The sequence below is a fragment of the Providencia vermicola genome, from assembly GCF_010748935.1.
In the GTDB taxonomy this organism is placed as follows: domain Bacteria; phylum Pseudomonadota; class Gammaproteobacteria; order Enterobacterales; family Enterobacteriaceae; genus Providencia; species Providencia zhejiangensis.
In genome coordinates this window covers 1,833,725-1,860,277 of sequence record NZ_CP048796.1, presented here as the reverse complement: position 1 = coordinate 1,860,277, position 26,553 = coordinate 1,833,725, and the positions used below count along the sequence as shown (strand labels likewise).

At 43.4% G+C, this 26,553-nt stretch carries 21 protein-coding genes; 3 read left to right on the top strand and 18 right to left on the bottom strand.

Annotated elements, in window-relative coordinates:
• Nucleotides 1–23: 23 nt before the first annotated feature.
• Nucleotides 24–572 carry a YfaZ family outer membrane protein gene (locus tag G3341_RS08215; protein ID WP_154622143.1) on the bottom strand — a complete coding sequence of 183 codons (549 nt, stop codon included), beginning with the start codon at nucleotides 570–572 and terminating at the stop codon, nucleotides 24–26.
• Between the two features lie 299 nt (nucleotides 573–871).
• Between G3341_RS08215 and G3341_RS08210 the strand changes: the two genes are divergently transcribed.
• Complete coding sequence (locus tag G3341_RS08210) at nucleotides 872–2,311, top strand: catalase (protein ID WP_154622142.1); 1,440 nt, start codon at nucleotides 872–874, stop codon at nucleotides 2,309–2,311.
• Nucleotides 2,312–2,413: 102 nt separating this feature from the next.
• On the opposite strand, the gene menE is transcribed toward G3341_RS08210, so the two are convergent.
• The 6 genes from menE to G3341_RS08180 all read right to left on the bottom strand — a co-directional run bounded on the left by menE (nucleotide 2,414) and on the right by G3341_RS08180 (nucleotide 9,547).
• Nucleotides 2,414–3,829, bottom strand: coding sequence for an o-succinylbenzoate--CoA ligase (gene menE, locus G3341_RS08205; RefSeq protein WP_163861144.1), 1,416 nt, complete (start codon nucleotides 3,827–3,829; stop codon nucleotides 2,414–2,416).
• Nucleotides 3,817–4,788: an o-succinylbenzoate synthase gene (menC, locus tag G3341_RS08200; RefSeq protein WP_154622140.1), complete on the bottom strand. Its 972-nt coding sequence runs from the start codon at nucleotides 4,786–4,788 to the stop codon at nucleotides 3,817–3,819. The genes menE and menC overlap by 13 nt, the downstream gene beginning before the upstream one ends.
• On the bottom strand, nucleotides 4,788–5,645 hold the full coding sequence (gene menB, locus G3341_RS08195) for a 1,4-dihydroxy-2-naphthoyl-CoA synthase (RefSeq protein WP_154622139.1): 858 nt from the start codon (nucleotides 5,643–5,645) through the stop codon (nucleotides 4,788–4,790). The genes menC and menB overlap by 1 nt, the downstream gene beginning before the upstream one ends.
• Nucleotides 5,646–5,647: 2 nt before the next feature.
• Nucleotides 5,648–6,421, bottom strand: a complete 774-nt coding sequence (menH, locus tag G3341_RS08190; RefSeq protein WP_163861142.1) for a 2-succinyl-6-hydroxy-2,4-cyclohexadiene-1-carboxylate synthase — start codon at nucleotides 6,419–6,421, stop codon at nucleotides 5,648–5,650.
• Nucleotides 6,421–8,094: a 2-succinyl-5-enolpyruvyl-6-hydroxy-3-cyclohexene-1-carboxylic-acid synthase gene (menD, locus tag G3341_RS08185; RefSeq protein WP_163861141.1), complete on the bottom strand. Its 1,674-nt coding sequence runs from the start codon at nucleotides 8,092–8,094 to the stop codon at nucleotides 6,421–6,423. The genes menH and menD overlap by 1 nt, the downstream gene beginning before the upstream one ends.
• 118 nt (nucleotides 8,095–8,212) lie before the next feature.
• Nucleotides 8,213–9,547 (bottom strand): isochorismate synthase, encoded by a 1,335-nt coding sequence (locus tag G3341_RS08180; RefSeq protein ID WP_163861139.1) that lies wholly within the window; start codon nucleotides 9,545–9,547, stop codon nucleotides 8,213–8,215.
• Nucleotides 9,548–10,419: 872 nt separating this feature from the next.
• Between G3341_RS08180 and G3341_RS08175 the strand changes: the two genes are divergently transcribed.
• Together G3341_RS08175 and G3341_RS08170 are read left to right on the top strand one after the other, a co-directional pair.
• Nucleotides 10,420–11,625, top strand: coding sequence for an alpha-xenorhabdolysin family binary toxin subunit A (locus tag G3341_RS08175; RefSeq protein ID WP_154635739.1), 1,206 nt, complete (start codon nucleotides 10,420–10,422; stop codon nucleotides 11,623–11,625).
• 10 nt (nucleotides 11,626–11,635) lie between these two features.
• Complete coding sequence (locus tag G3341_RS08170) at nucleotides 11,636–12,643, top strand: alpha-xenorhabdolysin family binary toxin subunit B (protein WP_163861137.1); 1,008 nt, start codon at nucleotides 11,636–11,638, stop codon at nucleotides 12,641–12,643.
• Nucleotides 12,644–12,708: 65 nt separating this feature from the next.
• On the opposite strand, the gene nuoN is transcribed toward G3341_RS08170, so the two are convergent.
• From nuoN to nuoC, 11 genes are all read right to left on the bottom strand, one after another.
• Complete coding sequence (gene nuoN / locus G3341_RS08165) at nucleotides 12,709–14,172, bottom strand: NADH-quinone oxidoreductase subunit NuoN (RefSeq protein ID WP_163861134.1); 1,464 nt, start codon at nucleotides 14,170–14,172, stop codon at nucleotides 12,709–12,711.
• A gap of 6 nt (nucleotides 14,173–14,178) precedes the next feature.
• A complete protein-coding gene (gene nuoM / locus G3341_RS08160) occupies nucleotides 14,179–15,699 on the bottom strand; it encodes an NADH-quinone oxidoreductase subunit M (protein WP_154622111.1) in 1,521 nt (506 codons plus the stop codon).
• A gap of 19 nt (nucleotides 15,700–15,718) precedes the next feature.
• Nucleotides 15,719–17,581 (bottom strand): NADH-quinone oxidoreductase subunit L, encoded by a 1,863-nt coding sequence (gene nuoL, locus G3341_RS08155; protein ID WP_154622110.1) that lies wholly within the window; start codon nucleotides 17,579–17,581, stop codon nucleotides 15,719–15,721.
• Nucleotides 17,578–17,880, bottom strand: coding sequence for an NADH-quinone oxidoreductase subunit NuoK (gene nuoK / locus G3341_RS08150; protein ID WP_004921109.1), 303 nt, complete (start codon nucleotides 17,878–17,880; stop codon nucleotides 17,578–17,580). Before nuoK ends, nuoL begins: the two co-directional genes overlap by 4 nt.
• Complete coding sequence (gene nuoJ / locus G3341_RS08145; protein ID WP_154622109.1) at nucleotides 17,880–18,425, bottom strand: NADH-quinone oxidoreductase subunit J; 546 nt, start codon at nucleotides 18,423–18,425, stop codon at nucleotides 17,880–17,882. The genes nuoK and nuoJ overlap by 1 nt, the downstream gene beginning before the upstream one ends.
• 12 nt (nucleotides 18,426–18,437) lie before the next feature.
• Nucleotides 18,438–18,980, bottom strand: coding sequence for an NADH-quinone oxidoreductase subunit NuoI (gene nuoI, locus G3341_RS08140; RefSeq protein WP_154622108.1), 543 nt, complete (start codon nucleotides 18,978–18,980; stop codon nucleotides 18,438–18,440).
• Between the two features lie 14 nt (nucleotides 18,981–18,994).
• The gene (gene nuoH / locus G3341_RS08135; RefSeq protein WP_154622116.1) at nucleotides 18,995–19,972 is read right to left on the bottom strand and encodes an NADH-quinone oxidoreductase subunit NuoH; all 978 of its coding nucleotides are present in this window, start codon (nucleotides 19,970–19,972) and stop codon (nucleotides 18,995–18,997) included.
• Nucleotides 19,972–22,695 (bottom strand): NADH-quinone oxidoreductase subunit NuoG, encoded by a 2,724-nt coding sequence (gene nuoG / locus G3341_RS08130; protein ID WP_154622107.1) that lies wholly within the window; start codon nucleotides 22,693–22,695, stop codon nucleotides 19,972–19,974. Before nuoG ends, nuoH begins: the two co-directional genes overlap by 1 nt.
• Nucleotides 22,696–22,797: 102 nt before the next feature.
• Nucleotides 22,798–24,156 (bottom strand): NADH-quinone oxidoreductase subunit NuoF, encoded by a 1,359-nt coding sequence (nuoF, locus tag G3341_RS08125; RefSeq protein WP_154622106.1) that lies wholly within the window; start codon nucleotides 24,154–24,156, stop codon nucleotides 22,798–22,800.
• Entirely contained in the window at nucleotides 24,153–24,695 is a 543-nt protein-coding gene (gene nuoE / locus G3341_RS08120; RefSeq protein ID WP_154622105.1) for an NADH-quinone oxidoreductase subunit NuoE, read from the bottom strand. Before nuoE ends, nuoF begins: the two co-directional genes overlap by 4 nt.
• Nucleotides 24,696–24,697: 2 nt before the next feature.
• Nucleotides 24,698–26,497 (bottom strand): NADH-quinone oxidoreductase subunit C/D, encoded by a 1,800-nt coding sequence (nuoC, locus tag G3341_RS08115; protein WP_195848136.1) that lies wholly within the window; start codon nucleotides 26,495–26,497, stop codon nucleotides 24,698–24,700.
• Nucleotides 26,498–26,553 lie beyond the last annotated feature (56 nt).

The window sequence follows — 26,553 nt, the reverse complement described above, 5'->3', positions numbered from 1 at the left end:
TAGCTCAATAAAGTGCTAACTCATTAGAAGCTTAAACCTGCTCCAACATACCAACCATCCGCAATTTTGTTGCTTGGATTGTTATGATTGCCTTTAATGTCAATGATACGATAGCCCGCATCAATTGATAATGGTTTAAACACAGTATAAGTCGCCCCTACTTTCGCTTCAGTATAAGCATCACTACCTGAAGTCAGTGACGCTGGCGCACCGTAAGCTTCACCATAAATGTTCAGTGACGGCATAACTTGCCAACCTAACCCTGCACCCGCGGCAAGAGCCATACCATCTTTGTTGTCTTCAGGTGAAAGATATAATGCTTTACCACCAACATAGGCTGAAAACGGCCCTAAAGGCAAACCAAAGGTTGCGCCTAAGCTCCCCATTTGGCCATCATGGTCACTACGCGCCCATGAGCCATCAAATGCAAGCCCTGAACCTTTAGTTCCGATCCCAGCACTTAATTCAGTGTAATGCTCACCAGCACTCGCATTGACAGATATCGCTTGAGCAGTGCCCACAAACATAAGTGATGATGCCGCTGCGGCGACAAAGAATAATCCTTTACGCATATTATTGCCCCAATAAATAGAAATTATTCGTTAATATTACAATATATAAATCCTATTCTCAGTAGTTATTACTGTTTTTTACTTTTCATGCCACCAAGACGACTTTTCTACAACATAGGCGGGTGTTTCTATTTATTTTTAATCAGTTATCACAGCAATCGGCACCATGTATTAGTTATTATCCAACCAATCAACTATAATCGAATGATAATACGGAATTATCTGCATTTACCGTTTATTTTGATGCATATTAAATGAATTTTATAGTTTTATTGTCTGTAAATTACTGGAGTATTGTGATGAAAAAGAAAGGTCTCACTACCGCATCTGGCGCCCCTGTTGTGGATAATAATAACGTAATGACAGCTGGCCCACGTGGCCCAATGCTATTACAAGATGTGTGGTTTTTAGAAAAACTCGCTCACTTTGACCGTGAAGTCATTCCTGAGCGCCGTATGCACGCTAAAGGTTCAGGTGCATTTGGTACTTTTACGGTTACCCATGATATTACTCGCTATACCCGAGCAAAAATATTTTCTTCTGTAGGCAAAAAAACGGATATGTTTGCTCGCTTCTCAACGGTAGCCGGTGAGCGTGGTGCCGCAGATGCAGAACGTGATATCCGTGGCTTTGCATTAAAATTCTATACAGAAGAAGGAAACTGGGATTTAGTTGGTAACAACACCCCAGTATTCTATCTTCGTGACCCACTGAAATTCCCTGACTTAAACCACGTCGTTAAACGCTGCCCTTATAGCAATATGCGCTCAATGGCCTATAAATGGGATTTCTTCTCTCACTTACCTGAATCACTCCACCAACTGACCATTGACGTCAGTGACCGAGGCATTCCACGTAGCTATCGCCACATGCACGGTTTTGGTAGTCATACCTATAGCTTTATCAATGACAAAAATGAACGCTTTTGGGTTAAGTTCCATTTCCGTTGCCAGCAAGGCATTGAAAATTTGATGGACGATGAAGCAGAAGCGATTATTGGTAAAGATCGTGAAAGCTCTCAGCGTGACCTATTTGATGCAATCAATAAAGGTGACTATCCGCGTTGGGCGCTACAGATCCAAGTCATGCCTGAAAATGAAGCGTCAAAAGTGCCTTATAACCCATTTGACCTCACTAAAGTATGGCCACATAAAGATTACCCATTGATTGATGTTGGTTATTTTGAGCTAAACCGTAACCCTGCTAACTATTTTTCAGATGTTGAACAAGCCGCATTCAACCCAGCCAACATTGTGCCTGGCATCGGATTTTCTCCTGATAAAATGTTACAAGGACGCTTATTCTCTTATGGGGATACTCAACGTTATCGCTTAGGTGTGAACCACTATCAAATCCCAGTTAACTCACCGCGTTGCCCATTCCATAACTACCATCGTGATGGGGCAATGCGCGTTGACGGTAACAGTGGTAACGGCGTAACTTATGAGCCGAACAGTGCAGGTATGTTCCAAGAACAACCTAATTTCAGTGAGCCTCCATTAACCCTTGAAGGTGCAGCTGATCATTGGAACCATCGTGAAGATGAGGATTATTTCAGCCAGCCCCGTGCATTATACGAGCTGTTGGATGATGCAGAGCATCAACGCATGTTCCAACGTATTGCTGGTGAATTGATTGAAGCCTCTGAAGAAACCCAGAAACGTCAAATCGACCTCTTTAAGCAGGTACATCCTGAGTATGGCGCGGGTGTCGAAAAAGCACTGAATAACCTTAAATAATTTGGTTATCTAATCGAAAAATCAGGCTTTATTTCTAGAGCCTGATTTTTTTATTACAGACGCCAATGAAGCTGATTGACTCTCCATAACAATCGGTTGTTATTAAGAGGAGAATATTTGTTGGTGTACCCAACTTTTTACCTGCTGACGAGAGACTTTAATACCGGTATTTTTTAATTCGGCGTCTAAAGGATAAAAGTGCACAGGATATTGGTATGGAGCCAGTTTATCTTTTAACCAATCAGCAATACCCGCTAATACGCTTTTGTCGATTAACTCAATGACGGCAACAGGCCTTTGACCAAACTCCGCATCATCAATAGGAATAATAAAACTCTGGCTAACTGCGGGGTGGTTATTGATAATGCTTTCAATGTCTTCAGGTTGTACGCATTCACCACCACTAATAAACAAATTATCCAAGCGCCCAATCACATGGTATTCTCCATCGATATATGCACCTTTATCATTGGTTTTAAACCAACCATCTTGGGTTTTTAACGGTTTGATTTCCCCATCAAACCAATACCCCATGGCTTGACTCTGTGATTGGATTTGTATTTCACTATCCATCAAGCGAACCTGTTTACCTATCAGGGGCAATCCTACGCCCTTTTTGCCATCAGCGCGTTTTGCACAAACGGTTGAAGCCATTTCGGTCATGCCATAACCACTCCAGCACTCAATACCTTGGCTTGATGCCAAATTGGTTAGTGAGGTGGGTATTGTCGCCCCGCCAAGTAATACTTGCCGTAGCGTTAATGGCGGATTTTCCTCCTGATTGAGAAGTCGCCACAGTTGTGTTGGTACCAATGAAGCATGGGTAATACCTTGCAACGCTTGTGTTAATGGAGAAGATTTAATCGCTAATCTCGCCCCTCTTCCTAACCATCGCCACAATATTCCTTGCCCTGAAACATGAAATAACGGTAAAGAAAGTAACCAGCAGTCACTCTGTTGATAGTCCATCGCCTGTAATACGCCATTAGCACTATCAAGATGAGCAAACATGGAATGAACCGCGGCCTTCGGTAACCCCGTAGAGCCGGATGTCAGAATTAAGGTTGCAGGTTGCCGAGTTAATTCACAAAAGCATGGCAGATCATAGTGTGTTAATTTTTGAGAAACAGTGAGATCAGGCGGCAGCGTTAAAGTCGAATAATGAAATGCATTTAGCAGGCCATCTGCAAAATCAATCACAAAATCAATATTCAGATGCGGAAGCAATTCTTCAAGCAATAAGATGGGCAAGCGAGGATTGAGCGGCAAAACTTTCGCCCCACAGCGCAAAATAGCGAGTTGACTTAATAACAATTCAACACTGTTTTTGCCCCGTAAAATGACCGTTTGGCCTTTTTTGAGTCCTTGTTTATCAAAATGATAAGCAAGATTTATGACGTTTAAATTCAATTGTTGCCAAGTCAGTGAAGCAACATCGGTTATCAACGCAATTGCATCAGGTTGATGGCTGGCCCAGTGTTGCCAAGGCCAGTCTTTAAACGGTGTTAACTCTGCCATTCGATAATAAGTTCATCTAGTTGCATAACAGGCAGCGTGCTATTTGGCCAAGTACGTATAAGTTGAGACTGGATAAGATCTAACGTGTCGAGCCCAGGTATCGTATTCGGTGTTAGTTGATGAGCAATTCTTGCCAACTGGGTTAACCCAAAACTGGTCTCAATTGATGAACTGATCACCGCTTGCAAACCATGGTGATGAGCTTCTTGAACCAGCTGCCGACAATAGGCAAGGCTTCCCGTTAACGTCGGTTTGATCACAATCGCTGCCACGCCCGGTTGCGCTTCGACTTTAAAACCTTCTTCGCGAACGCTCTCATCCCATGCGATCGCAATACCGGTATCCGCGGCATATTGCAGTGATTCTTCACGGGTTTTGCACGGTTCTTCGAGAAAAGCGATTCGATCACGATAGTCTGGGTTCACATATTTGGCAAAGCCATCGGCTTTCGCTCGCGTCCAACTACGGTTAGCATCAAGGCGTAACGTTAAGTCAGGTACAGCTTCCAGCAACAAATTAGCGACCATGCCATCACGTACCGCTTCATACAATCCAACTTTAACCTTGGCGATTTTTTCACCTTCCATAGCATCAAGGCGTAAGATTAAATCGTCCGGATCGCCACTACATAATGGTGCTTTTCGATAATCAGCTTGTTCAGGCAATTCACCTGATAATTCCGCCAATGCACAGCTACAACCGAAAGCAACTGAGGGTAATGCACTATCCGCCAATGGCTGACCGCTGACCCATTCAGTCAGTCTCTGCTTGGCTTCCTCAGTCGCTTCTAGCAATGTTTCTTGACTAAATTCGGGGAGAGGAGAAATTTCTCCCCATCCTTCGTTATCCCCATCTTGTAAGCGAACCAGCAATCCATCACGAGTTTTCAGACGTTGGTAACGTAGGATAACGCCTGCCTCCATCGGCAGGCTAAATGTATAAAGTGTTGCTTTACGCATTACGGATTACGCTTATATTTAGAAAAGTCTGGCGCACGTTTTTCATTAAATGCGTTACGCCCTTCTTGGCCTTCCTCTGTCATATAGAACAACATAGTTGCATTACCGGCCAATTCTTGCAGCCCTGCTTGACCATCACAGTCTGCATTCAGTGCCGCTTTCAAACAACGCAGTGCCATTGGGCTATTTTCAAGCATTTCACGGCACCAACGGACTGTTTCTTTTTCGAGATCAGCGTAAGGCACTACGGTATTCACTAACCCCATATCCAAGGCTTCTTTTGCATCGTATTGACGGCACAGGAACCAAATTTCACGTGCTTTCTTTTGTCCAACAATACGCGCCATATAAGATGCACCCCAACCCCCATCGAACGACCCCACTTTAGGCCCAGTCTGACCAAAGATCGCATTATCTGCTGCTATTGTGAGGTCACACATCATATGCAAGACGTGACCGCCACCAATAGCAAAGCCTGCTACCATCGCAACCACGGGTTTCGGACATGTACGAATTTGGCGCTGGAAATCTAGAACATTCAGGTGATGAGTGCCACTCTCGTCACGATATCCGCCGTAATCACCGCGAATTTTTTGGTCACCGCCTGCACAGAATGCTTTTTCCCCTTCACCCGTTAGAATAATGGTACCAACTTTATCGTCATAACGCGCATCAGATAAGGCTTGGATCATTTCTTTAACGGTTTGTGGACGAAACGCGTTACGCACCTGTGGACGATTAATCGTAATTTTTGCAATCCCTTCCGGTGACTTGTGATAAAAAATATCATCAAACCCTTCAGAGCAATCTTGCCATTCGATTGGGGCATAGAGTTTTTCTTCGTTAGGATAAATCATTATCAAGTTCCTTTAACCACAGATGATAGAAAATACTGAAGTGCAGTGGCATAGCCATTCGGGTTTTCCCGATGCGCATTATGCCCTGCATTCTTAATTAGCGTAATCGGCAAAGCATATTGTTGCGAAACGCATCGAAATTTTTGGTCTTGTTCACCACAAAAATAGCGAAATGGAAGTGTTAACTGTTGCAGTTTATCGGCTAAAAATGGTTGTTTAGACAATGAAGTGCCTTCTAGCATATCGGCAATACGACGGGGATCATTGGCTTGTCGTAATAAAATTAATTGCTGACGTTGGCTATCGCTTAAACTAGCAAATACAGGTTGTTGATACCAATCGTACAATACGCTTTCGATTGGCTCATGGCGAAACCGTTGCGCCCAAGAGTGGTCATTCAGGTAACGGGCATCACGTTCTGATTGTGTCTTCAAGCCAACATTTCCCCCTTCAACAACTAAGCCACATAAACCTGTAGGCTGACGGTAACATGCCGTGTGCATAGCCAGCCGCGCCCCTAAAGAATAACCAATGAGGTAATAATTTTCGATACCATGGTATTGCAGGAGCTGGATGAGGTATTCATCAAAATCAGCAAAACTTGAGCAAGTTATCTCCTGAGATCGCCCATGCCCAGGTAAGTCGATACATAATGATGGCAAATGTGGATACAGTTTAATAATCGGTAGCCACTCATCCGCGCAACCCAGTAATCCATGTAACCACACTAGCCAAGGCACTGTTTGGTTCTCATTGTAACGATATGCCGCTAACATCAAAGATTACCGACTTCATCGAGTAATTGTTTTAATGTACGAGCGCCCTCGTCACTATCAACAATCAATTCGATTAACAAACAACCTTGTTGGTTAAACCAAAATTGTTCAACCAAGGTTTTGAGTGATAACCAGTCTTTAGGCGCCGCATACTGTAACCCAAACATCAAGGCCGCATGCTCAAAATTCACATTCTGCGGCATGCAGTAATAAGGTTCCCTCGCCTCTTCTGGTGTAGGTAACATCGAAAAAATTTGTCCGCCATTGTTATTCACCACGATCAAAATAGTCGGTGCTGAAGGCGCACGTAAGAGGGCAAGACTATTGAGGTCATAGAGGGCGGAAAGATCACCGACAATCCCTAATGTAGGTTTTATTGTGGCGCGTTGCACACCAGCCATGGTGGATATCAATCCATCAATACCACTTGCCCCACGATTACTATACACAGGGTAACCTTCAGGCAGCTGTGCCAAAGCATCAACCAACCGTACGATCAGGCTATTACCAACAAATAATTGTCCTTTAGGGGGTAACAGTTGAGGTAATTGATGAGCGACCGCCGCCTCAGAAAACTGGTTGTGTAACTTCGCGGTGACATGCTGTTGAGTGCGTTTTGTCAAAGCCCATAGCTTTTCACACCATGGGCTTCTAGGCTGGGCGGGATGAGCATCCAACCAACCTTTAATTGAACAAGTCAATTTGCGTCCATAATGGTTTGCTGGGTCAAGGCGTCCTGGGATCATATCAATAATCCAGTACTCTTGTGGTTGGCATTGTGCTTGCCACTGTAATAACCGTTTGCCAGTTAAACTCGAACCAAGTTGTATCACTAACTCAGCCTCATCGAGCCACGCTTTAGCTTGCGGATGGGCGAGCCATAAATCAGCACAAGGATGAATTTGCCCTGTTTGTGATAAAACATCACTAATCAATGGCCAACCTAATGTTTTCGCCCAATTCGCGACATGCTCACCCTCTTGGGCGTTCATTCGCCCCGCAATCACAACCCCTTTTTTTTGTCGCCAAAAATACCAATCCGCAATATGCGCTACTGTATTCGTTAAGGGTTCGCTTAACCAAGGTAACTGAGAGTTCCACCAATTACCGAGCTGCTGCTGCCAGTCATAATCCCCTTCCGTCTCGCCATATAAAGGCTCCGCAAACGGACAGTTAATATGGAAAGCGCCATGACGCAATTGATTCATACCATTATCAATGGCGCTTACCAGCCATTTGGGTGAAATATCACGGGTTGGTCGTGGCAACATCAAGCTTTGAGCTGGGTGCGATGCAAAAATATGCGTCTGGCGAATCGCTTGATTAGCACCACAATCGATTAACTCAGGCGGCCTATCCGCCGTCAAAAAAATGACTTTCTCTCCCGTCAAGCCTGCTTCAATTAATGATGGATAGAGATTTGCCACCGCCGTGCCCGATGTCACAATGACGCCTACAGGTTCAAGACTTGCCTTCGCTAACCCTAACGCTAAGTGTCCTAGACCTCTTTCATCAAAATGTGTATGGCAATGCAACTTATTATTCTTTGCCGCGGCAAGAGTTAAAGGTGTGGAACGCGAACCAGGCGCAATACAAATATGTTTCATGCCATGACGAGTGAGCGCTTCGATAATAATCTCAGCCCAACGCAGATTAAAAACAGAATTCGACATAATGAGCTCAATAAGTTATTTATTATCAGTTAGTGTAATGCGCTTAATATAAATTTCTTGATCTTAGAACAATTTTTAATGAACTAATTGAAACCAAAAGAAAATAACCCTGTTATGACTAAGGTTTTTCGCTACGCTCCAGCAGAGATTTCAACCCAGCCGCTTTATTTTCAATCTCGATCCACTCTTGCTCAGGATCTGAATCGCTGACGATCCCAGCGCCTGAAAATAACGAGAGTTGTTGATTTTCAATTTGCGCACAACGTAGCGATACCGCAAACTCGCTTTTATTTAGACTCACAAAGCCACCAGTACCTGCATACCAACGACGTGAGAAAGGCTCGTGTTCACTTAAAAATTGCCGAGCCACCGTACGCGGTAAACCACAGACTGCTGCTGTTGGCTGTAAACGCTGTAAGCATTCGCTGTCAGATGGAGAAATCAGCGTCGCAGCAATCGACCGGTAAAGATGTTGAATTTTACGTAAACGAATAACTTTTGCCGCAGAGACATCGATACCCGTCACCACGCCTTGTAATTGTTGGCAAATATCATCCACCACCACTAAATTTTCATGTTGATTTTTACTATCTTCCAATAACCACTTTGCATTTTCTGCTGCAATCGTATCATCAAGATGATTCGCCACCGTACCAGCAAGTGCTTCAGAGTGTAATTGTGTGCCTTGACGTAAGTACAAACGTTCAGGCGTCGATGATATAAAACCCGATTCTTGACTAAACGCCATCATAAAATGATAGCACTGAAAATTGACTTGTTGACTCGCAGACAAAAATTCAGCCGCAGCGATTGGTTGGGATAAGCTCAATTTTGTTTCACGAGCCATCACCACTTTTTCCATATGACCCGCTTTCATTCGTGTAATGGCCTCGGTCAATAAGCTGCACCACTGCTCTTTTTCAGGAAAATGTTCATGACCGACGATTTCCGTATGTAATGTAAGAGGTTGTGTTGGTGCGGGTTTTATTTGCTGTAAAAATTCAATAGCCGATAAACGGTCTTGTTCCCCTTGGATATTTAGGTAAACAGATACCGATGAACGGACACGATAAATTTCTAAACGAGGTAAAAAATAAAAAGTGGCATGTTGCTTATCTTCAAGCGAAATACCTTCACCTACGGCATTCCAGCCGTTGAGTCCCCATAAACGCATGTCGGGATATTCAGTATGCTCAGATAAAAATTGTTCAGCATCAACAATGGAATGAAAGGTTTTTACTTTGCCTATCGTGCTGCATTCATCACTTCCTGTACGGTGATACCAATAAAATTGAGGATAGCAGGATTGTTCAGATAGCCAAGCTAACCCAGGAAATGTAGCAGATTCACCTAGTTGCCAGTGTAAACGAATGAATTCTTGGTTGCCCAATGCCAAAGTTGACAGTTGATGAAGAATTTCAGTTATTAAATTATCTATTTTTTTATGTACCACTTTCGATCCCTACTGCCACACTCAACAAAGACTATTCATAATTATATAGTGCAATATAATTTATTAATACATTGATTATTTCTGACAATAGATGTAACTCATAATAAAATCAAATTTGTCTTCGTTATTGATGATAAACACAGCAATAAAAACATACTTATCTTATTGTACAATATAATAAATTTAACTTTAAATACCCCTTTAGTAGGTATCAAACGCTTGCGCCGTAATAGCTTAAAAGATAAACAAACCTATGTATGCTGATTATTTATTAAACATGTTTATCTATAATAAAGCCACTCATAGTAACCTCGTCATATTACAATATGCTTAAGACAGCACTTTATGTGAAATGCCATTGATTCTTGTTAATTGATTAAAATAAAAATAGCGCTTGATAAGAATAATGATCATCCTTTATGGTGAACAAGCTAACTCAAATAGCAATAAGATTAAAAATAATCGCTTAAATTTAATTCTATTCTTAATAGGATTTTTTGATTCTGCTAATCACCCTAAACCGTGAATAATTAGCAGCAATTTAAATAGAGTCTTACTGTATAACTAAAAACAAAAATAATTATTTATCGTTTAATATTAAAGCTAAAATCGATAATAAACTTCATATTAATTATATTAACATATCAATTTCTAATATATTTTTTCATATTTTAGTATCTACTTTTACCGCATGCTTCAAGTAGCTTATTCACTCTTACGCGGGTAAATGAAAATCTAATGTTGTTAAATGGACCATTTGATTAGAGATTATATTATTTCTATTTTATCTTTCTCAACGTGGCAACCATTTAGTGATTTTCTGCTGTATACCTTTTATTTAACCCCTAATGTTAAATTGGAAATTAACCATTATGAGTGACATAGCTTATGATAAAATAATTGAAAAAGAGAATATTGGAACAGCAACTCTTGCATTATTAACTAATCAAGATCCCTATTCTGCAAGGTCAGCCGGTATTTTTACTCACCAAGACCTGTCAAATATCCATAAATATATTCACTTTGCGCTATCATTACCCACTTCTACACTAGAAATATTATCTTGGCTTAAAATTGGTGAGTCCACAAACTTACCTATAGAAACGAATGTTCTGACTGAAACTATCCAATTGATTCACCGTCATGCAAGTCATTGGGACAGTATTGAACAAGAGGTTAAACAGCAATCTGTTAATTTATCATTAATTAGCAGAAATATTGTCCAGACTGGAAATCAAATTATTCATTATATAAATGACATGCCTATTATCCAACAAATAGCGAATAGTGTTGAGGGCCTTTCTAATGAAGATCTTGATGGCATTACTTACCAAAATGACGACCAGCAAATTGCTACTGAGCTATTAAGTATACTCGGTCTTATCCACGATGATATTAAAATACAAGCCAATAAAACAGCGAGCATAAAAAATAGCATTTCAGATTTTCGCATTCACATTATTGGTGGAAATCTATCCAATCGACAACATGTTGACTCACTCCTTTTTAAGGTAAAATCTATTTATATGCAGCTAGACTCCACAGATGCAACTGACTCTGAAACCTATCATCTTGAAAAAATAGCGTTACTCAAAAAAGAAATTTTTCAATTAGAAAAAGAATATAGCCATTTTGTTAAATTGAGCTTTACAGGGCTTGCGGGTGGACTCATTGGTTTAGTGATTACTGGCGGAATTTTTGGTAGCAAAGCAGAAAAAATCCGCCATCAAAAAAATGAATTATTAAAAGAGATAAGCAACATTAATGACAAAATAAATCAGGACCGTTTTATAAAGAAAACTATCTTTGACATTCAAATTAACCTACAAAAAATTGAAAGTCATTTTAAAGATGCTCGCTTAGCAATTGATCACTTAGATTATATGTGGCTAGTGATTTTAACTGAAATCAAGCAATCGATAGAGACCTTCGCTCGCATTGATAATGCCGCTAATCTTTTAAAATTTATTACTCGTTTTAAAAAAATTATCACCGCCTGGGCTTCTGTGCAAACTTATTCAGAACAACTCATTGAGTTATTTGACATTCAATTAACAAAAAACACTCATCTATATTAAAGGTCACATTATGAAGCTCACTGCCAAATCCCCAACCTTACCTTCTATTGAATTTTATCAGATGAGGATGTGTATTAATAAACTCAGTGCATTTAATCAAAACATTCTAGATTATGACCCTATTATTTTTAATCGTATAAAAAACATCTCTGATAAAGCAGAAATACTTAATGAGTTAGTGAGAGACTCATTACCTATAATGAAATTAAAAACACGTTATATAATCAATAGCACAATTAACGAATTATCTCCCATAAATACAACGTTTGAACTTCATCATAAACATCATGATTTAATACTTACAGAATTTATCGATGATTTTTCTGAAGTTAAGACTGAAATAGAAAAACTAAAATTATCAATGCGAAGTATCACAGATTACCTAACAGCGGTACAACTTAAGGAGGAAAATCAGTTAAAAAGTGAATATTATCTAGCTCATCAAAACAAGCTTATCGGGTTAGCGACCAAGAATAAAAAAAAGATACAAGAACTTAATCAAGAAATTAATGCGATTGTAGCCGCCGAAGAGATCATTTTAAACTATAAATTATCTGATATGTTTGAAAAGTTTTTTCCAGAAATAGCGTTTATTGAATCGTTAAATATTCCGCCGTCCAAAAAAGATTTATTAAAAATCGCTATTGATTGTGCAAAACGCTTACTGGTCATTCTTGATAATGGTTTGGATTTTATGAAATTAGTGGATGTGCGTTTATATTTAATCGACCAAATGGCTATCTTACATGAAAAATCAAAACAGTATGAAGAAAGAAATAACCGACTAACCTATTTTCTTATATTAGGTAAAGAAGTCACGCAAATCGATCATCAGCGACAGGAGATTGCTGCTAACTTTCAACAACTACAACGCTATTTTCAGCAATGGATCGATTATATGGCTGATTGTTTACATGAAGAAACATTCAATGTCTATAATGCAATAGAATCCTGTGAAGTATTAATGGAATTTCTTGTGGAAACTGAGTACCAATATCAACGCCAGTTAGCAGATTAAAAAATAAAGAGCGGTAACCTTTCGATTACCGCTCTTTTACATGCTATGTCTGTGCTACGTTGTTATTACAGACTAATGACTGCTAATGCACTTGAAGCGATATTGATCAGCGGCTGTGGCCATACCCCCATTAAGATAACGATGATGGCGCAGATCACTGCCACGACGGTACCAAATGTTGCCTTTTCTGGGCCTGTATAGCGGTCAGCGTGCTCTGCATCACGGCTATATAAGCTAGCCATAAAGCGTAGATAATAGAACAAGCCAATTGCACTCCCCACAACCACGGCTCCGGTTAACCACCACAATTCAGCATTCACAGCAGAAATGATCACATAGAATTTACCAATAAACCCTAATGTGATTGGCACACCTGCCAATGAAAGCATCATCACTGTCAATACCGTTGCCAGTACTGGCTTGTGCCAGAACAGACCACGGAAAGCACTCATGTCGTCTTGGTCATCACCACGGTATGGGCTAGAGACAATACTAATCGCGCCGAATGCACCTAAGCTTGCAAACAAGTAACCGGCTAAATAAATCGCTACGGTAACTTGTGATGCTATGGGGTCGACTCGTAGTGCTACCAATGCAACTAATAAGTAGCCCATATGTGAAATCGATGAGTAACCCAGCAGGCGCTTTGCACTTTTCTGAGTGATAGCCAGAAGGTTACCAAACAGAATCGACGCAATCGCAATAACACTGACAACAATCGCCAATGTATGACTTTGTGCCGCTGGTGCTTCCATAAAGATACGCATTAGTACCGCGAAGATACCAATTTTACTGCCTGTCGCAAGGAATGCAGATACAGGGGCTGGCGCACCTTGATACACATCCGGAGTCCATAACTGGAATGGGAACAGTGATAGCTTAAAGCCAAAACCAACAATCAGCATCCCCAAACCAACCAAAATCAATGGAGCATGAATTTGGCTATCTGTTAGGCTTTGACCAACCGCGGCAAAACTCAGGCTACCTGATTCCGCATACAGTAATGCAATACCAAACAACAAGAAAGAAGAGGCGGCAGCAGATAGCAGCATATATTTAATGCCTGCTTCTAATGAGCGTTTGCGTTCAAAAGTATAAGCCACTAAGCCAAACAACGGCAGAGAGATTAGCTCAATACCAATGAACATTGACGCCATGTGGTTTGCCATTGAAAGTAGCACACCACCTGCTACAGCGATAGACAGCAGTAAGTGAAACTCTTCTTTATTATCCTTGAAGCCTTCCAACCAATGAAAAGCAAAAATACTGGTCGCCATACCCGCAATGAGGACTAACGCGGTGTAAAACATGGCGTAGCCATCAACACGAATAAGCGGAGTGACTTCCATTGGTAAACTCCCTGCAATAAAGAACAGAGAGAGTAACGCAACTGCGAAGCCGAATACTGTCAAAGTGGCACTTGTTAGATGATCGCGTCGCCACGCAATGGACAGCATCACAACCACCGCGGTCAATCCGACGATCAACAGCGGGAGTATTGCGATCAATTGTTGAGGTGTTATTGTCATGGCGAATTACGGCCTTAATGTTGTAAGTGAAACAGTGTACAGGTTATGTAATGTTTCCATCGCACCCGCTGAAGTATCCAGCAGTGGCTGCGGATAGAAACCGATAATAACCAGTAATACAGCCAGAGCCAGCAGCACACCAAATTCGCGCGCTGTTAACCCTTTCATTTCGCTATCTGATTTCGGTGTTCCGTAATAAGTTTGCTGCATCATCCACAGTGAGTAGACCGATGCGAACACAACACCGAAGACCATTATGCAAGTCACGAGAGTGAATTGGCTGAATGTTCCAAATAGGATCATGAATTCACCAATAAAGTTACCGGTTCCTGGCATACCTAATGTTGCAGCGGCAAAGAACAAAGACAGACCCGGTAACCACTTAATACGTTTCCACAATCCTCCCATCATGCGCATATCACGAGTTTGCGTACGCTCATACAGCTGACCACTGATAATAATCAATGCCGCACCCGATAAACCGTTCGTGATCATTTGGATCACCGCCCCTTGGTACGCAAGCACTGAACTTGCATAGATAGCAACGGTTACAAACCCCATGTGAGACAAGCTACTGTATGCCGCTAAGCGTTTGATGTCAGTCTGTTTGAAGGCTAACCATGCACCGTAGAAGATACTAATTACACCAAGTGTCATGGCAATTGGTGTGAACTGGATAGACGCTTCAGGGAATAGAGGCAAGGTAAAACGCAGCAAACCATAAGCTGCTGTTTTCAACATGATACCTGAGATATCAACAGAACCCGCTGTAGGCGATTGCTCTTGGGTATCTGCCATCCAACCATGGAATGGAACTAACGGCATTTTCACTGCAAAGGCAATAAAGAAGCCTAACATCAGCATAAAGCTAACCGTGCTAGACATCTGAGTACCAAGCAACTCATTGTAGTTAAATGTCCACACGCGAGTATCATTGAAGTGGACTAATGCTAATCCAACAATCGACACTAACATAATCAAGCCACTGGCTTGCGTGTAGATAAAGAACTTAGTTGCTGCATTAATGTGTTGTCTGTTTTCTGCCCCTTTGTGCCCCCAGTTAGCAATCAGGAAGTACATTGGGATCAACATCATTTCCCAGAAGAAGAAGAATAAAAACAGGTCAACTGCCGTAAAGATCCCCATCACCCCTGCAATAATCCACAACAGGTTAAAGTGATAAGCACCTTGGTTAGCTTGGTTTTCGCTCCACGAACTGAGAACTGAGAAAGCGCCCATAATCGCGGTCAATACCACCATCAGTAGCGATAACCCATCAATAGCAAGATGGAAATTAATACCCAGCGATGGGATCCATGGCATAAAGAATACGGCTTGCCATTGTGGAATACCTTGTGGGTTTGCCAGAGAGTAATTTCCCTGTAGCCACAACTGGATTGATAATATTAATGTTATTCCCATTGAAGCCAGCGCAACCCAACGAGGTGCGCGATGGCTGAACCGGTCAGCCTGCCAACTTAGCAGGCCACCGATGAAGGGAATGAGTATTAGCCAAGGTAATAGCATGGCGCAATGTGTCCCTTAATTAAACCAAAAGCAGCAGAGCAAGAATCAGCACTGCACCCAGCCCCAATGAGGCAACATACCAACGGACTTGACCGTTCTCACTCACTGCTAACCCTTTGTTTGCCCAACGAGACAAGCAAGCTGGCAAGTTCATCAGTGAGTTAATAGGATCGCTTTCCAGTAGCCATGCAACCCCTTTGAAAGGTTTCACAAAGACCACGTCATACAACCAGTCGAAGCCCCATGCATGGTACCACCACGTAGAGAAGAAACGACCCGGTGCACTTTTCGCGATTGCTGTAGCGATAGAACGTCTGAACAGATAAATGAATGTCACAATCAACAGACCGATAACGGCTAGGCTACCCGACAGAATTTCCAGCTGTAACTTACCTGCTTCATGTTCCAGTGGATTAACCGGGAATACCCCCTCTAACGGCTGGTGAATCTGTGCACCAACGAATGTCGCTAAAACGGCCAGAATGCCCAAAGGTACAGAGTGAGTAAAACCTTTGACCTTGTGCGCTTGGATTTTCGCTTCGCCATGGAATGCGATGAAAATCATACGGAAGGTATACATTGCAGTCAGTAGTGCCCCGATGAGACCTGCCCATAACAGTACAGTTTGCCCATCCACTTCTGCTCCCCATAAAATTGCGTCTTTACTGTAGAAACCAGCGGTAAACAGAGGCAATGCAGCCAATGCGCTTCCACCGATTAACATCACCGCGTAGACGTAAGGGATTTGCTTACGTAACCCACCCATTTTGAAAATATTTTGTTCATGGTGGCAAGCAATAATCACAGAACCTGCGGATAAGAATAACAACGCTTTAAAGAATGCGTGTGTCATCAGGTGGAAAATTGCCGCATCCCACGCCTGTACGCCAAGAGCCAAGAACATATAACCAATTTGGCTCATGGTTGAGTAAGCGAGTACCCGTTTGATGTCGGTTTGTACCAATGCCGCACAACCTGCAAACAGCAGTGTCACACCACCAACGATGCCTACCAGATGTAAAATTTCAGGTGCCATCAGGAACAAGGCATGAGTACGAGCAACAAGATAAACACCCGCGGTTACCATGGTTGCTGCGTGGATCAGTGCAGAAACAGGTGTTGGACCCGCCATCGCATCGGCCAGCCATGTCTGTAGTGGAAGCTGTGCAGATTTACCTACCGCACCACCTAAGATCATTAAGGTTGCCCATGTAATTGCCGTGCCGCCTTCAGCCATTTTCTGAGGTGCCAAAATCGCCATTTCACTGAAGTTCAGAGTACCCAGTTCATTCCACAGAATAAACATACCGATAGCTAAGAACACATCACCAACACGGGTTACAAAGAAAGCTTTCATCGCCGCTTTGCCGTTATCTGGATTGGTGTAATAAAAACCAATCAACAGATAACTACACAGCCCTACCCCTTCCCAACCGAGATACATCAGCATCATATTATCGGCGAGAACTAAAACCACCATACTCGCGATAAACAGGTTCGTGTAGGTAAAGAAACGTGAATAGCCTTCTTCGCCACGCATATACCAAGAAGCATAAACGTGGATCAGGAAACCCACTCCCGTCACTACGCCAAGCATAGTGAGAGATAGACCATCAAGGTGCAGTGTGAATGGGATGGTAAAATCACCCACTGACATCCAAGTCCACAGCGGTTGTGTATAAACATAAGCATCATTGGCATTTGCCATCAACGCCTTGTGTTCTAGGAAATCAATGCCTGCATAAGCGGCGACAATAGCAGCCAAACCGACGGCACTAATACCAACAATTGCTGAAACATTTTCTGACCAGCGACCACGGGAAAATGCTAATAACACAGACCCCAGTAGCGGAAACAGAATTGTTAAATAGAGTAAGTTCATCCGCGCATCTCACTGACTTTATCAATATTCAGGTTCTGACGATGACGATGGAGTTGCAGTAACAACGCCAATCCAATACTCGCCTCCGCAGCAGCCAGTGCAATGGCCAAAATATACATAATTTGACCGTCTGGTTGCCCCCAGAAACTCCCTGCAACGACAAATGCCAAAGCAGTTGAGTTAATCATGATTTCCAGTCCGATCAGCATGAAAAGCAAGTTACGGCGAATAACAAGACAGCTTAGTCCCATTACAAATAAGATCGCCGCTAAAATCAGACCATGTTGAAGAGGTATCATTATTGTTCCTCCGCATTCGCTTTGGTGCTACTCACAATATCAGCACCATTTTCATTACGGTCACGACCGACGTGGAACGCCACCACAAGACCAGCGAGTAGCAACAGTGATGCTAATTCAACGGCTAGGACATAAGGTCCAAACAAGCTGATAGCCACTTCTTTCGCACTAATCATTGTGCCAGCAATACCCTCTTGGTATGACAGACTCATGATGCCGTAAACCAGAAGTGCAAGAAGTACTGCTGATAAAATAGCAGGACCAATCCAGTTCTTCGGCGTTAGCCACTCACGCTCTTGTTCTTGTACAGAGCGACCGAGGTTAAGCATCATCACTACGAAAACGAATAGCACCATAATGGCACCTGCATAAACGATGATCTCCAACGCACCCGCAAAATAAGCGCCAAGCGAGAAGAACACCATCGACAGAGCCAGTAGAGAAACAACCAGATACAACAACGCATGTACCGGGTTAGTATTGGTTATCACCCTCAAAGTTGCTAAAACAGCAACCAGACCGGCGATATAAAATGTAAATTCCATGAATATCGCTCCTTATGGCAACAGGTCTTTGACGTTAATTGGTTTGGCTTCGTTATCCGCTTCACCTTTGTCTTTACCTGCAATCGCCATACCCGACTTACGGTAAAAGTTATAATCAGGATATTTACCCGGACCTGAAATTAATAAGTCATCTTTCTCGTAAACAAGATCCTGACGACGCCATTCACCCATTTCAAAGTCAGGCGTTAATTGAATGGCTGTTGTTGGGCAAGCCTCTTCACACAACCCACAGAAAATGCAGCGAGAGAAGTTAATGCGGAAAAATTCAGGATACCAACGCCCATCTTCATGTTCAGCCTTTTGCAGTGAGATACAACCCACAGGACAAGCAACTGCACATAAATTACAGGCAACGCAACGCTCTTCGCCGTCAGGATCGCGGGTTAATACGATACGACCACGGTAACGGGGCGGCAAGTAAACGGGTTCTTCGGGATACATTTGCGTTTCACGTTTTTGGAACGCATGCAAACCGACCAACCAAATACTGCGTACTTGAGTGCCGAAACCGACCAATAAATCTTTCAATGTCATGGTTCAATCACCCCTTACTGAGCGTTGTATAAAATGACTGCTGCGGTACCCAGCAGGTTAAGCAAAGTCAGTGGCAAACAGACTTTCCAGCCAAAGGACATCACTTGGTCATAACGCGGACGCGGTAAAGATGCACGGATCAAGATGAACATCATCATGAAGAAGGCAGTCTTAATGGCAAACCACAAGAATGACGGCAAGAACGGCCCATGCCAGCCACCAAAGAACAGTGTGACAATCAATGCAGAGACAGTAACAATACCGATATACTCACCGACGAAAAATAGGCCGAATTTCATACCTGAATATTCAACGTGGTAACCATCCGCAATTTCTTGTTCTGCTTCTGGTTGGTCAAACGGGTGACGGTGACATACCGCAACACCTGCAATCGCAAACGTCACAAAACCAAAGAACTGAGGAATGACGTTCCACATGCCTTCTTGAGAATTGACGATATCAATCAAATTGAAGGAGCCAGCCTGAGCCACAACCCCCATCAATGAAAGTCCCAAGAACACTTCGTAGCTCACTGTTTGAGCCGATGCACGCATTGCGCCCAGCAGTGAGTATTTGTTGTTACTTGACCAACCGGCAAAGAGCACCGCATAGACAGCAAGACCCGCCATCATTAGGAAAAATAGGATCCCAATGTTTAGGTCTGCAACATGCCATGTCGGGCTAACAGGAACGATAGCAAACGCAAGGAACAGTGAACAAAACGCAATCACGGGTGCCAGCGTAAAGATTTTTTTATCGGCAAACTGTGGGATCCAGTCTTCTTTGAACAGCATTTTGAACATGTCGGCCATTAACTGCCCCATGCCAAACGGTCCAACACGGTTAGGACCATAACGATTTTGGAATAAACCGAGAATACGGCGTTCCCCCAAACTCATGTATGCCCCACAGATCACAACAACCAATAGGATGACAATCGACTTTAGGATAGAAATCAGGATTTCCATCACTTCTGGGGATATCCAATCCATCATGCCCCCCTCCGTAGATTATTGACTGACACACCCGCCATGGCTGGTGCAATACCCGGCATACCTAGAGGTAGACCAATTTGGCCACAAGACAAGTTTTGACTAACACGAACTGTCAAATTGAAAGTTTGCCCTTCGTGACTAAATTCAGCTTTAGTCCCCGCCGCAAGCCCTAGCGTTGCGGCATCTTGTGCATTCAACATAATGTAAGGTTCAGGCATACGCTGTTGGATCACATCAGAACGTTGTGACATTTCATCACTACCGAACAAGTGATAATAAGGCGCAACAACCCACTGCGCTTCAGTCGCTTGATACGCGGTTGGAATGTCAGTGAAGTAGCCTATTTTACTTTCTGTTGAATTGAACAAACGAACACCAGGGTCACCAAAACGCAAGTGCCCGCCCACCTCGCTTTGGAACTTGTTCCAAGCTTGTGGTGAGTTCCAACCCGGAGCCCATGCAAATGGAATTTGCTGGCGCGGTGCGGTTGGACTATTGTTCCCTTCCATAGAGAAAGCAAATGCCGTGTCTTTATCCTGAGGTTGACGCTGCTCATGAACAGATTGATTCGCTAGCATCGCGGTACGACCACTGTAGCGGTGCGGTTCACGTGCTAACTTCTGACCACGAATACGGAAAGACGCTTTTGGTGCAGCATCGACTATACCGGCGAACTGAGGTAAAGCGTTCACGCATTCCGCAATGACATGATCAAGTTGTGACCAATCCGCATCGCGCTCTTGTGCTTCGGTTTGTAGTGAGTGCAACCAACGCCAACTTTCGTTCATCACGATAGCTTTATCGTAGAAAGATGGGTCAAAGACTTGGAAGAAACGTTGTGCACGACCTTCTTGGTTAATCAGCGTACCATCTGCTTCAGCAAAGCTTGCTGCTGGCAGGATCAAGGTTGCTTTATCCATGATGGCAGTATGTTGATGGTCAACCACAATCAAATGCTTCAACTTAGCCAGTGTGCTATCAACCTTATTGACACTACTGTGACGGTAAAGGTCATTTTCCATCACGATAGCCACATCCGCTTCATCTGCGTTGATACGCGCAAAAGCACTATCGAGTGAAGGCGCTTTCATCATCGCTAAACCAAAGCTGTTCGCGTGTGAAGCTAGATAAGACAAGCCAACTTGTGCTCCTTTCGCTTTCAGCGCAAAAGCAACGTTAGCGGCTGCTTGGATCATTGCATCACTTGCCGAATGGCTACCACTGATAATCAATGGTTTCTTGGCACTCGCCAGCGCGTCTGCGATGGTTTGTACTTTTGCTTTTAACTCGCTCGGTAAATCCGCGACTGCGGGCGCATCACCATTAATCATATTCGCAATAGCAAAACCAAAGCGAGCTTGATCAGCAACAGGCGCACGGTAGTTAAATGCCGCGATATCATCTAAACGTGTATCATCTACGTTAGTGATAAACAGCGGATACTTGGCATGTTGACCAATATTCATGATCGCCGCGATTTGCCAATCAGCCACTTTTTGAGCTGCTGCCATTTCACGAGCTTTACCTTTCACTGCTTGACGAACAGACAGTGCCATACGAGCGCCCGTCTGAGTGAGGTCTTCCCCCAGAACCAAAACAGCATCATAACCTTCTACTTCACGTAGGCTTGGTGTATAAATACCGCCGTTTTCTAGGATATTTTGCATCAGTTCAAGACGGCGTTGCTCATCCGCTGATACACCTGAGTAGAAGTTTTCTTCACCCACTAAGGCACGTAATGCATAGTTACTTTCAATGCTTGCACGAGGAGAGCCGATACCAATCACCTTCTTCGCTTGATTGATAATCTGTGCACCACTTTGCATTGCTTCGATAGCGGAAATAACTTGCTTAACGCCATCTTTATTCAGTAATGGCTGACGAGGTCTATCTTTACGATTCACATAACCATAACCAAAACGACCGCGATCACATAAGAAATAGTGGTTTACCGAACCATTATAACGGTTTTCAATACGGCGTAGCTCGCCATAGCGTTCACCTGGGCTGGTATTACAACCGAGACTGCACTGCTGGCAGATACCCGGTGCAAATTGCATATCCCATTTACGGTTATAGCGCTCTGAATGCGTCTTATCTGTAAACACACCTGTTGGACACACTTCAACTAAGTTACCTGAAAATTCGCTTTCCAGTGTGCCATCTTCAGTACGACCAAAGTAGACATAGTTGTGTGCACCATAGACACCCAAGTCGGTACCATCTGCGTAATCTTTATAATAACGAACGCAACGATAACAGGCGATACAGCGGTTCATTTCATGATTAATGAATGGCCCTAAGTCCTGATTAACGTGTGTACGTTTAGTAAAACGATATTTACGCATATTATGACCGGTCATCACCGTCATATCTTGCAAATGGCAGTTGCCCCCTTCCTCACAGACTGGACAATCATGAGGGTGGTTGGTCATGAGCCATTCAACAACACTTTCACGGAATTGTTTGGCTTCTTCATCATCAATAGAGATGTAAGTCCCTTCCGTTGCCGGTGTCATACAGGACATAACAAGGCGACCACGGGTGTCATCCGCGTTTTGATACTGCTTAACCGCACACTGGCGGCAAGCGCCAACGCTTCCCAGCGCTGGATGCCAGCAAAAATAAGGAATATCTAGCCCCAGAGAAAGGCAGGCTTGCAACAGGTTTTCAGACCCGTTTACATCATATTCTTTGCCGTCTACATATATTGTAGCCATAGTCAGCATGCTTCCCAAAGGCCCGCTTCACAGCAGGCGTTAATCAAAAATACGTTCTTCGTGAAAAATCGATTTTTTGTGGTTGCTCATTCACAAAAAATATTACCAACGCTGTTTTAACAGGTTGGGCTGAATACCTGCTATCTGGGCTATATTGCGCAGATCTTTTTGCGAGATACCCGCTTCAAACTCTTCACGGAAATATTTGATAGCGCTCTGTAATGGCTCAACCGCACCCGGTGCGTGAGCACAGAAAGTTTTGCCCGGACCTAAGAAACGGCATAGCTGTTCCAGCGTTTCAATATCACCCGGTTGCCCTTCCCCGTTTTCCAACGCTTGTAAAATTTTTACGCTCCATGGCAAACCATCACGGCAAGGCGTACACCAACCACACGATTCACGAGCGAAAAAGGTTTCAAGGTTACGAACCAGAGACACCATATTAATTTCGTTATCAACGGCCATTGCTAATGCAGTACCTAAACGGCTTCCTGCTTTACCGATAGATTCGAAATCCATAGGTAAATCAAGGTGATCTCCCGTTAAAAAGTCAGTACCTGCACCACCTGGTTGCCATGCTTTAAGCGTGAGGCCATCGCGCATACCGCCCGCGTAATCTTCCAGCACTTCGCGCGCTGTCGTACCAAACGGTAATTCCCATAATCCCGGATTTTTGACGCGACCAGAGAAGCCCATCAATTTAGTACCTGCATCTTTACTTTTGCCTGCACTGAGATTGATATACCACTGCTCTCCATGCTCTAAAATGGCAGGAACGTTACAGATAGTTTCCACGTTATTAACGCACGTTGGCTTACCCCATGCGCCAGATGTTGCTGGGAAGGGTGGCTTTGAACGAGGGTTTGCACGGCGGCCTTCAAGGGAGTTAATCAAGGCGGTTTCTTCACCACAGATATAACGTCCAGCGCCAGTATGTACAAACAGTTCAAAATCAAATCCTGAACCTAAAATATTTTTACCGAGTAAGCCCGCGGCTTTCGCTTCTTCGATAGCGTGTCGTAAATGCTTTGCCGCTTCGACATATTCACCACGCAAGAAAATATAACCACGGTAAGCTTTTAGTGCATAAGCCCCGATGATCATACCCTCAACTAATAAATGTGGTAATTGCTCCATCAATAGACGGTCTTTATAGGTGCCTGGCTCCATTTCATCCGCATTACATAAGAAGTAACGCAGTTTCATGTTTTCGTCTTTTGGCATCAGGCTCCATTTCAGCCCGGTGGAGAAACCTGCACCACCGCGTCCTTTTAATCCAGCATCTTTAACTAGATTCACCACTTCATCCGGTGCCATGCCTTTAAGCGCACGTTCCACACCTTTATATCCATTTTTACTGCGATACTCATCCAGCCAAACAGGCTGTTTGTCATCACGCAAACGCCATGTCAACGGATGTGTTTCCGCAGTACGGATCACTTGTTTAAAGGAGTTTGTCATGGATACTGCTCCAGTAACTTTTTAATATCTTCAGGCTGTACGTAACTGTGCGTGTCCTCATCAATCATCATGGTAGGACCTTTATCACAGTTCCCCAGACAACAGGTTGGCAACAGCGTAAAGCGGCCATCTTTTGTTGTCTGGCCTGGGCGAATATTCAGCTGATTAATGATTTCAGCTTCTAACCCTTGATAACCTGTAATATGACAAACCACACTATCGCAATAGCGAATAATGTGACGACCTACAGGCTGACGGAAGATTTGGCTATAGAATGTCGCCACACCTTCAACATCACTCGCGGGAATACCCAGCACTTCAGCGATAGCGTGAATGGCACCATCTTCAACCCAGCCACGGTTTTTTTGCACAATTTTCAGTGCTTCAATGGAGGCAGCGCGCGGGTCTTCATAATGGTGCTTTTCACCTTCAATTTCTGCACGTTCAGCTTCCGTTAACACAAAGCCGTGCTGTGCTTCTTGAGGCTCAAAAACATTGACTCCATCAAGACTGGTCTGCTTATTATGTTCATTATGCATGGTTAGCGATCCACATCCGACATTACAAAATCGATACTACCCAGATAGACAATCAAGTCGGAAACCAGACTACCCCTAATCACCGCTGGAATTTGCTGCAAGTGTGCATAGCTCGGTGTACGGATACGAGTACGGTAGCTCATCGTGCTGCCATCACTCGTTAAGTAGTAACTGTTAATTCCTTTGGTTGCTTCAATCATCTGGAATGATTCATTGGCTGGCATAACCGGACCCCATGACACTTGTAAGAAGTGATTGATCAGGGTTTCGATATGTTGCAGCGTCCGCTCTTTTGGTGGCGGCGTCGTCAATGGGTGATCGGCTTTGAAAGGCCCTTCAGGCATGTTCTTCAGACATTGCTCAAGAATACGCATACTTTGACGCATCTCTTCCACTTTAATCATCACACGGTCATAGCAATCACCGTTATGTGCGATTGGAATATCAAACTCAAAGTTTTCGTAACCTGAATATGGACGCCATTTACGTACGTCAAAATCAATGCCGGTAGCACGTAAGCCTGCCCCTGTGACTCCCCAAGCTAAAGCTTCTTCTTTAGTGTATGAAGCAACACCGATTGAACGGCCTTTTAAAATGGAGTTTTTCAGGGCTGTTGTCACATAGGAATCAAGACGTTTTGGCAGCCAATCTAATAATTCACGTAATAATTTATCCCAACCTCTCGGTAGGTCATGCGCAACCCCACCAATACGGAACCAAGCTGGGTGCATACGGAAACCCGTAATAGCCTCAACGACGTTATACACTTTTTGGCGGTCGGTAAACGCAAAGAATACCGGTGTCATCGCTCCCGTATCTTGAATATAAGTACTGATGTATAGCAAATGGCTATTAATACGGAACAATTCAGATAGCATGACACGAATCGTTTTAACACGATCAGGGACTTCAATACCGGCCAGCTTTTCAACGGCCAATATGTATGGCATTTCATTAACGCAACCACCGAGGTATTCGATACGGTCGGTATAAGGAATGTAGCTATGCCAAGACTGACGTTCCCCCATTTTCTCTGCACCACGATGGTGATAACCAATGTCAGGTACACAGTTTACGATTTCTTCGCCATCAAGCTGTAATACAATACGGAAAGCACCATGCGATGAAGGGTGGTTCGGTCCCAAGTTCAGGAACATGAAATCTTCATTTTCGTTCCCACGAGCCATGCCCCACTCTTCTGGTTTGAAAGTCAACGCTTCCATTTCCAGATCTTGTTTTTGCTTGGTCAACTCAAATGGGTCGAATTCTGTTGCACGGGCAGGATAGTCTTTACGTAATGGGTGGCCTTCCCAACTCGGTGACATAAGCAGGCGACGTAAGTTCGGATGACCTTGGAAGGTGATACCAAACATATCCCAAACTTCACGCTCATACCAGTTAGCATTTGGGAATAATGACACCATGGAAGGCACATTTAAGTCTTTTTCACTTAATGCGACTTTCACCATAATATCACGGTTACGATCGATAGAGATGAAGTGATAGAAAACACTAAAGTCTGCCTCTGGCAAACCTTGTCTATGTATTCTTTGACGTTCATCCACCCCATGTAAGTCAAATAACATCACATAAGGTTTTGGTAGTTTTTTCAAAAAGTCTACGACTTCCAGTAGCTGCTCGCGCCGCACCCAGATAACTGGCATGCCAGTACGGGTCGCTTGAACAGAAAAGGCATCCGGGCCAAATTGGTTGCGCAGTTCCAGAAGTACAGGATCATTTAAGTGATCCTGTGTCTGCCATCCAGGCAGGGTACTTTCTTGCGCTATCTGATCTGTCATCATTCTTCACCATAACGCTTGATCAGGTTTATTATTTCGCAACACATTGCTCTGTTACG

What these genes read in the sequence shown, in the direction of transcription:
- menB (WP_154622139.1), bottom strand. Translation starts at nt 5,645, where the DNA reads ATGATTTATCCTAACGAAGAAAAACTCTATGCCCCAATCGAATGGCAA.
- G3341_RS08170 (WP_163861137.1), top strand. Translation starts at nt 11,636, where the DNA reads ATGAAGCTCACTGCCAAATCCCCAACCTTACCTTCTATTGAATTTTAT.
- nuoI (WP_154622108.1), bottom strand. Translation starts at nt 18,980, where the DNA reads ATGACATTGAAAGATTTATTGGTCGGTTTCGGCACTCAAGTACGCAGT.
- G3341_RS08210 (WP_154622142.1), top strand. Translation starts at nt 872, where the DNA reads ATGAAAAAGAAAGGTCTCACTACCGCATCTGGCGCCCCTGTTGTGGAT.
- menE (WP_163861144.1), bottom strand. Translation starts at nt 3,829, where the DNA reads ATGGCAGAGTTAACACCGTTTAAAGACTGGCCTTGGCAACACTGGGCC.
- nuoJ (WP_154622109.1), bottom strand. Translation starts at nt 18,425, where the DNA reads ATGGAATTTACATTTTATATCGCCGGTCTGGTTGCTGTTTTAGCAACT.
- menC (WP_154622140.1), bottom strand. Translation starts at nt 4,788, where the DNA reads ATGCGTAAAGCAACACTTTATACATTTAGCCTGCCGATGGAGGCAGGC.
- nuoK (WP_004921109.1), bottom strand. Translation starts at nt 17,880, where the DNA reads ATGATACCTCTTCAACATGGTCTGATTTTAGCGGCGATCTTATTTGTA.
- nuoG (WP_154622107.1), bottom strand. Translation starts at nt 22,695, where the DNA reads ATGGCTACAATATATGTAGACGGCAAAGAATATGATGTAAACGGGTCT.
- nuoM (WP_154622111.1), bottom strand. Translation starts at nt 15,699, where the DNA reads ATGCTATTACCTTGGCTAATACTCATTCCCTTCATCGGTGGCCTGCTA.
- G3341_RS08175 (WP_154635739.1), top strand. Translation starts at nt 10,420, where the DNA reads ATGAGTGACATAGCTTATGATAAAATAATTGAAAAAGAGAATATTGGA.
- menH (WP_163861142.1), bottom strand. Translation starts at nt 6,421, where the DNA reads ATGTTAGCGGCATATCGTTACAATGAGAACCAAACAGTGCCTTGGCTA.
- nuoL (WP_154622110.1), bottom strand. Translation starts at nt 17,581, where the DNA reads ATGAACTTACTCTATTTAACAATTCTGTTTCCGCTACTGGGGTCTGTG.
- G3341_RS08215 (WP_154622143.1), bottom strand. Translation starts at nt 572, where the DNA reads ATGCGTAAAGGATTATTCTTTGTCGCCGCAGCGGCATCATCACTTATG.
- nuoC (WP_195848136.1), bottom strand. Translation starts at nt 26,497, where the DNA reads ATGATGACAGATCAGATAGCGCAAGAAAGTACCCTGCCTGGATGGCAG.
- nuoN (WP_163861134.1), bottom strand. Translation starts at nt 14,172, where the DNA reads ATGACAATAACACCTCAACAATTGATCGCAATACTCCCGCTGTTGATC.
- menD (WP_163861141.1), bottom strand. Translation starts at nt 8,094, where the DNA reads ATGTCGAATTCTGTTTTTAATCTGCGTTGGGCTGAGATTATTATCGAA.
- nuoF (WP_154622106.1), bottom strand. Translation starts at nt 24,156, where the DNA reads ATGACAAACTCCTTTAAACAAGTGATCCGTACTGCGGAAACACATCCG.
- nuoE (WP_154622105.1), bottom strand. Translation starts at nt 24,695, where the DNA reads ATGCATAATGAACATAATAAGCAGACCAGTCTTGATGGAGTCAATGTT.
- nuoH (WP_154622116.1), bottom strand. Translation starts at nt 19,972, where the DNA reads ATGGATTGGATATCCCCAGAAGTGATGGAAATCCTGATTTCTATCCTA.